The sequence below is a fragment of the Methanobrevibacter sp. genome (assembly GCF_045611865.1).
GTDB lineage: Archaea > Methanobacteriota > Methanobacteria > Methanobacteriales > Methanobacteriaceae > Methanocatella.
In genome coordinates this window covers 21,744-29,831 of record NZ_JAZKXX010000052.1, presented here as the reverse complement: position 1 = coordinate 29,831, position 8,088 = coordinate 21,744, and the positions used below count along the sequence as shown (strand labels likewise).

At 37.5% G+C, this 8,088-nt stretch carries 4 protein-coding genes; 1 reads left to right on the top strand and 3 read right to left on the bottom strand.

Features of this window, described 5'->3' with window-relative positions; translation table 11 throughout:
* Nucleotides 1-163: 163 nt before the first annotated feature.
* Both thiI and ACKI32_RS05145 read right to left on the bottom strand, forming a co-directional pair.
* Nucleotides 164-1,318: a tRNA uracil 4-sulfurtransferase ThiI gene (gene thiI, locus ACKI32_RS05150; protein ID WP_407414173.1), complete on the bottom strand. Its 1,155-nt coding sequence runs from the start codon at nucleotides 1,316-1,318 to the stop codon at nucleotides 164-166.
* Between the two features lie 157 nt (nucleotides 1,319-1,475).
* Nucleotides 1,476-3,614, bottom strand: a complete 2,139-nt coding sequence (locus ACKI32_RS05145) for a hypothetical protein (RefSeq protein WP_407414171.1) — start codon at nucleotides 3,612-3,614, stop codon at nucleotides 1,476-1,478.
* Nucleotides 3,615-3,862: 248 nt separating this feature from the next.
* Here ACKI32_RS05145 and ACKI32_RS05140 point away from each other — a divergent pair, with 248 nt between their 5' ends.
* Entirely contained in the window at nucleotides 3,863-5,263 is a 1,401-nt protein-coding gene (locus ACKI32_RS05140) for a carbon starvation protein A (protein ID WP_407414169.1), read from the top strand.
* A 5-nt stretch (nucleotides 5,264-5,268) separates the two neighbouring features.
* On the opposite strand, the gene alaS is transcribed toward ACKI32_RS05140, so the two are convergent.
* A complete protein-coding gene (gene alaS / locus ACKI32_RS05135; RefSeq protein WP_407414167.1) occupies nucleotides 5,269-7,965 on the bottom strand; it encodes an alanine--tRNA ligase in 2,697 nt (898 codons plus the stop codon).
* Nucleotides 7,966-8,088: the final 123 nt, after the last annotated feature.

Here is an 8,088-nt window from a genome sequence, read left to right as displayed (position 1 = left end):
ACACAGTGTCCGGACACACTTCCAATATCAGCTTTAATTACACTAACAGTAGTTTTCATTTTAATACCTCAAAATTAGTAAATTAATTATTTACTAGACATTTATTATTTATGATTTGGATAGTATTTAATTATTATGTATTAAAAAAAGAAAAAGTGAAAACTTAATCAAGTTTTCTGATATTTTCAAATGCCTTTTGAATTTCTTCATCCTGATTCATATCTTCACAAGCCTGTTTGACACGCTCCAAATCGGCACGGGTTTCAGGATATCTTGGAACGGCACTGCATCCCCCATCATCAATCTTGGATATTTCAAAAGTACCAATATCCTTTGCGATTTTGGTAATCTCTTCTTTATCCAAACCAATCAATGGAGACAATATCGGCATTTCCACACCATAACGGGTGGCTAAAATATTGGATAATGTCTGTGATGCCACCTGGCCGACACTGCTTCCGTCAACAATCGCATCAGCACCTAATTTTTGAGCCAGCTTTTCAGCTATCCTGTACATTCCTGACTTGCACAAGACACAGGTCATTTTCTCAGGAGCCTTCTCTTTAGCAACTGTCAGATACTCACCATAGTCAATGACTCTCCTTTTAATCGGGGTGCCTTTTGCATAGATGTTGAGCTGGTCAACCAACAGGTTGAAGTTTTCAGTAACTTTCGGGCCTGAAAAAGGATCGTTGTTGCAGTGAAGCGCTACTACTTCACATCCCCTTTTCATCATAAGATATGCTGCAACAGGAGAGTCTATACCGCTTGAAAGCAATACTACAACTTTTCCCTGTGTTCCCAAAGGAAGTCCGCCAGGACCTCTTATTTTTTCATGAAAAATGTAAGCGTCATCTTCCCTTATTTCGACAAATATTGTCAAATCAGGGTTTGTCAAATCAACCGGAGCCAGAATTACATTCCTTACAACTCCACCACAGTGTGCTGCCATTTCCTGAGATGTGAAATCGTGCTTTCCGACACGACGGCATTTGATGGCGAATTTAGTGTTTTCATCCAGAACGCCCTCATCGATTAGGTTTTGTGTGTATTTTGAAAGAGTATCGTCAATGTCTTCATAGGTTGCCTCTGCTGAAGTTGCCGGAGAGTATGAAACAATACCAAATACTCTGTTAAGCTTTTCTATTCCTTCATCAAAGTCTTCCGGGAAAATGTAGATTCTTCCCTGGTTTCTTATAACTTCACAGTCAAATGTGGCCTTTATATTCTTTACCAATTTCCTTTCAAAACGTGACCTTATCTTTGGGCTTTTAAGTCCTATTTCACCATATCTTGCAATTATCAAATCATGATTCATTAAAACAACTCTATTAATTTATTAATCCCTTCCATACTAGATTTTTATTTAATCGTTAATAAAACTTTAGAAAAAAGACATTACTGCATTGTATTTTTACAGGAAAGTTTAAAAAAAGATGAAAGAATATTATTTTTAAATAATATTCCTTTTAATTTTATCTAATTGTAATCAGGCTTTTAGCTGAAATTATATAATTGCTGTTTCCTGATGAAATAACTACTTTATGTTTTCCAACTTTTAATTTGTTGGTGTTGATTTTCGCTATTCCCTTTTTGTTTGTTTTTACAGTATATGTTTTATATTTTTTACCTGTATAGACCTTAATTTTAACTTTGACATTTTTAACAGCTTTTTTTGCATATTTGACAGTTGCCTTAAAGTATTTGGATTTTTTAAAATTATTAACTACTTTAGGAGCTTTAACACTTGTTTTGGCTTTGGCAATCTTTACAGTCATTGTTTTTTTGATATTTGTGTTTAAAAGACGAATTTCGATTTTATGTGATCCTGCTGTTAGTGTTTTAGGAATTTTGAATGTGGTTATTCCCTTTGAATTAGTGTATGAGTAGTAGGTTTTTGCCTTGCCGTTAGTGTATACTTTATATGCAAACTTAAGGTCATTCAAATTGCCTTTGCTGGCTATTGCCTTTATTTTCAGGGCGCTGTTGATTTTTGAATATTTGTTTGAAGCAAAGTTAACTTTGGTAATCTTGATGTCTGTCACTGTTGGCAGGACAGTTAAATTCAAGTTTATTCCATATTCGGAATCACGATATTCCATTCCCATGGTTGTATAGTAAACATATAAGCTTAAATTACCTATGTCGCTTAAGGTATATGAAGCCATTCCATCATTGTCTGTTTTTACAGAAGGCATAGGATACTTATACTCATTTAAATCCCTAATAAATATTTCAAGGCCGCTTACAGGTTCGCCAGTATAATCTAGCACCTGAATAACCAATTTGTCATTGAAATAATAAACGCTGCTTTGGTTGATTATTATTTTATGGGTGGTGTCCATGTTGATGTCTTCATTGGTTATTTCATATTTTCCTGTGCCGTTTATGAAGTATGAGTCTTCAACAGTGTAATTGGTCTTCACTTGGCATTCTTTTTTTACGGGCCTGAAAGTTTCATTATCATCAGTTACCCAAACTATAGTGTAGGCTCTGGTTTTGATTGTTTCTGTAATATTTCCATCATTAATGAATGTGGAGCCTTTGATTTGGGCGTCTGAGAAGAAAAATTCAATTTCAGATTTGTTGAACTCGGAACCGTCAATTAAAACGTTTGCATCGGTTGATTCTATTTCCGTGTTGTTGACAAGTGAATTTCTGATTTTCAAGCTGCTTTTTCTGGAGCCGTAATCAGGAGAAATTTCCATGCTGCAGTTGTTTAGGATGGTGTTTTCCATGACAATGTGAGATCCTTTTCCGAAGTATCCTCCTGAAAAGTCAAATACTGTATCTGTAATGTTGGACTGATTGAAGTTCATTTCTGAAAGGCCTAACCATATTGTCTGGTTGTTGAAGTTTGTGTTTTCAATGTTTATGCTGTCGGAACCTCCAATCAAACGAGTATTGTTGAAATCAGAGGATTTGATTGTGACATTGTAGTTGGACAGCCTTATGTCTGAACAGCATATTGTGGAATTTATTAAATCAAGGCTGTTTCTTGTGAAAAATGGTGTGCCCCCGACAATCGCTATGTAGGACGGAGTATACACGTATTTATATGTAATCAGTGAGTCATAGATGTTGCAATTCACGATTTTTGAATAATCCTTATATATGTCAGCATCGTATCCCAGGAACAGCACTATTTCAATAGTTGATTTATCAAAACTACAGTTTTCAAAGGCATTTCCAAATTCATAACTGGTGAATGTTGTATTTACGAACTGACAGTTTTTGAATGTCATTTCATGCCATGTGGTCATTGTCATGTCCTTAAATACTATGTTTTTAAAGGTAACGTTTTTACCCAGATTCTTGAAGACATAACCGTCACGCCAAGGCACTATTCTTAGAGAGTCCATATCTATTTTATCCTTTGTTTCATTAACGTCAAGGAACAGATATGTATTGTTTCCATCAATTATTGTTTTTCCTTCGATTCCTTCAACTGTTATCGTTTTATTCAGGATTATGTGAGTTTCATTTTTTGCATCAAGATAATATGAACCCTCCTGAAGCTGGACTGTTCCATTATCTTCACATTCATCTATTAAATCTTTAATGTTGTGGCTTTGCGAATTATCATTGCCGGATAAGTCACCATCAGCACTCATATTATTTTCATGAGCACAAACCACCCCTATACATAAAAATAAAATAGATGTGAATAAAAAGAATTTTAAATATTTGTTTTTAATAATATCACCTAATATTATAATCATTGTTTCATAATTTATAAATATTAAGTTTCAGTGCCTTGATAGCCGGAACTTTTTATTTCTTTCTTTTTTGTTGTGATTTTCCCCATATCAGTTAATCAAATGTTCAATAGTTAAATATTATCATGAACAAATGATAAATTATGTATAGCTTCATAATCTGTTTTTTAGCACTGATTGCATCATATTTCATATACGGAAAAATTATCGAAAGAACAGCCGGTGTTGACGAGAATGTTGAAACACCTGTGCAAAGACTTGAGGATGGTGTTGATTATGCTCCAATTTCAAGAATTAGAGGATTTTTAGTTCAATTTTTAAACATTGCTGGTTTGGGACCAATATTTGGAGTTATACAAGGTGCATTATTCGGCCCATCAGCATTTTTATGGATTACATTAGGTACAATCTTTGTAGGTGCCACCCATGATTTTTTCTCAGGATTTTTATCAATGCGAAACGACGGTTTGACAATGCCCGGCATCATTTCCAAATACTTAGGCACAACTGTGCAGAAATTCGTTGCAGTCGTTACCGTCATAACAGGCGTTCTTGTTGCAGCAATCTTTTCAACAGGTTCAGCTGCATTACTAGCCACATTAACAAGCACTCCAGTATTCATCTGGACATCCATAATATTTATCTACTTCCTAATTGCAACAGTATTGCCGGTTGACAAGATTATCGGAAGATTATATCCTATCTTTGGAATATTGTTCATCCTTATGGTAATTCTGATGACCGGAGGACTATTACTGAATCCTGGATATACAATTCCCGAATTTACAACCCCTGGACTTTATCTGACTGACAAAGCAATTTTCCCATTCCTCTTTGTCACCATTGCCTGTGGAGCGATTTCCGGTTTTCACGCATCACAGTCACCGATTGTTGCAAGATGCATAACAACAGAAAAGGATGCAAGGCCCGTGTTTTTCGGAGCGATGGTTCTTGAAGGTCTTACCGCTCTTTGTTGGGCAGCTATTGCTCTTGCATTTTTCCATGGCCAGCCACAGCTTGGAGCGATATATGCAGCAACACCGACTGTTGCGATTCATGAAATGGCAACCAAACTCGTCGGACCTATTGGCCTAATTATAGTGATTCTGGGCATTGTGATTTGTCCTATCACTACCGGAGACACTGCGCTTAGAAGTTCAAGGATTACAATGGCTGATGAATTGCACATCAACCAGGAAAAACTGCTTTCAAGGCTGAAATTAGCCTTTCCATTGTTTTTGGCAGCATATGCATTGACATTCGTTGATTTCACCATCGTGTGGAGATATGTTGCATGGGCTCAACTGATAATCGGCGTAGCCGTACTTCTTTCTGCAACAGTCTATCTTATGAAAAAGAAAAAACCATACATTATTACCCTGGCTCCGGCAATCGTATGCACATTGATTACCTTCGGGTATATCCTGCAGGCTCCGGAAGGTCTGAAACTGCCTTCGATGATTGCCAATGTGCTATCAATTATTTTAACAATTATTGTTACAGTGATATTTCTCAAAAAACATAAAAAAAGTAATGAAGGATGAAATATTCATCCTTTAATCAAGTCAACTGCAGTTTGGATGGCTTCATCCATCTTGTCTGCATTTTTACCTGCACCTTGCGCAAGGGTCAAGCGGCCACCGCCGCCCCCACCTAAAACACCTGCTGCAGTTTTGATAATCTCGTTAATTTTAATTCCAGCATCAATTGCAACCTCAGAAGCCGCACCAACTATTTTACCGTCATTATTTCCCATAATGACAACATCTGCCTTTCCATTGTCAGTGAAGTCTGTTGCCATTTTTTGAAGCTCCTTGAAGTCCGCTTCGATTAGCTGGTGGACAACCTTCAAGCCGTTGATTTCATCGAATTCATCAGCTAAAGAATTCATCTTCAATGATGCAATTTCTGACTTTAGCTTGTCGATTTCATTTTTCTGCGCTTTCCATTCTGTGAAGAATCTTTCACAGGTTTTCGGAAGTTGATCGTTTTCTACCTTGAATGTTGCTGAGCTTTCTCTTAAGAGCTCTGCGTCATGCTGGATTGAGTCGATTGCAGCAAGTCCTGCTGAAAAGTCAATCCTTTCAACACCGTCCTGAACCCTTTCTGTCTTGTTGATTTTAATCGGTCCCACAACACCTGTCCTCATGACGTGTGTACCTGCACATGCCTGTACGTCTACTCCGGGGATTTTTACTACACGAATCATTTTGCCCGGAACGATTCCTCCTTGGTAGAGCACGAATCCATATAGCTCCTGTGCTTCATCCCTTGTGTGGAATTTGATGTCCAAGTCTATGTTGTCCATCACGTATTCGTTAGCTAATTTTTCTATTTCGTTGAGCTCTTCTAAAGTGATACGTTTGTAGTGTGAAAGGTCAATACGTGCCCTTGTAAGTCCGTTTTGAGAACCTGCCTGCCATATGTGTTTGCCCAATACCTTTCTTGCCGCTGCAATTACAAGGTGGGTTCCTGTGTGGTGGCGTGCAAGTGTGATTCTGCGGTTCCAATCAATTTCACCTATGACTTTCTTGCCGACTACATCATTTGTAATGTCTCCATCTACATGATGCAAGACAACATTGTCAATTTTTTCAGCATGATGTATTTTAAAGTCAGAACCTTCAATGGAAACACTACCTATGTCTGAAGGTTGACCTCCTCCTTCAGGGTAAAATGTTGTTTTATCGAAGATCAAACATTTGTCCCCATCTTTTTCAACAAGGCCTAGAACTTCACCTTCAAATTCCTTCTGGTTGAAGTCTTCATAAAATAGTAACTCAGTTTCTGGGAAATCAACTTTAAATGATTCTTTTTTGTTGGTAGTGTCCTTTTCGTGAGCCCCCGCAACCTGAGTAAAGAAATTGTCCGGAACATTTACTGTAAAGTCATCGCCTGCCATTTCAACAACAGTTTCCGGAGGAATTCCATGAGCATCATACAAATCTATGAGCATGTCCAAAGGCATTTCTGATTTTCCTTCTTTTTTGAGCCTTTTGATTGACCTTTTGACTATGCTTCTTCCTTTTTTGACTGTTGCTGCATATCTTTCTTCCTCTAATTTAATGATATTCATGATATGCTCTTCTGAGTCCCTGATTTCAGGGTAGAACTTGGATAGGAAATCAAGCTGAATCGCCATTACATCTGCAAGAGACTCCTTCATATCTAGTTCCTTCATGAATCTTATGGTTCTTCTTAAAACTAGACGTGCAAGATATCCTTCCTTGACGTTGGATGGAATGATTCCGTCTGCAAGCATGAATGCCAGACATCTGGTATGGTCTGCAATGATGTAAATAGCTTCCATAGGTTCTGCTGCTTTCAGGTATTCTTCTAGTGAAAGGTTTAATGATTCTGCCACTTGTTGGCGTAACTCTTTTAAATCCCCAATATCTTCAATATCCATCATTCCGGCGATTTGGGCGTTTCTTCCCTGAATGTCCTCGTCGATTTCAACACCAGTCAATTCCTTAAGTTTATCCACGACAGGTGCAAAGCATGCGTCATATGCTGTTGGGGTTCCCTGTGAAATCCATGCTATCCTTTCCAAACCGTAACCGGTATCAACGACCTTGATTGGGATTTCCTTTTTGGAACCGTCTTCTAAAGTTTCATATTGGATGAATACCAGTGTTGCAAGTTCCACTCCTCTGCAACAAACCTCATAACATGGCCCTTCATTACCACCACCGGCCCACCAGGACTTGATGAAAGTAATTTCTTCTGTGTTAATTCCGATATGTGCAAAGAACTCGTGACATAATCTGATGGTTTCATCTTCCCAGTAGATGAAGTCATCCTCCTTGTTTATAACAGTGTGGGTTCCCATTGTAAAACAGGTCATGTGTCTTCCTGTACGTCCGACATTGTCAACGTCGTTGAGCCTGATTGAAGGCTGTGCCATTTCAATCGGATTTGCAGGTGGCTTTACAAGGCCTGAAGTAATCCAAGGTTGGAAACAGAAGATTGATGCTCCAACCAAAAACACGTCGTCCCTCCACCTTTTGGCAAGTACAGGGTATCTGTGGACATGAGTGTGTCCTTCACTTTCTAAAAATTCTCTGAAAACCTGTTGGATTTCATATAGATTGTATGATTTATCACATGCAGGGTTTGCAATAAACTCATACTCATCACACGGAGCGTCTCCACAGGTGTCTCTAGTCACTTGTGAGTAAAACTCCTGACCACAGGTTTTACAAGTCTGTTTTTTATAACCGAGTTTATCAAAAATTTCTACCATAAGAATCAATTTAAAATTTTTATTAGTATAGAATATGTTTTTTGTTAAATAAATAAATTTTTGAAAAATGTGTTTTGAAATATCACAATAAAAATCGTTAAAAAAAAGGTCAATTAATGACTA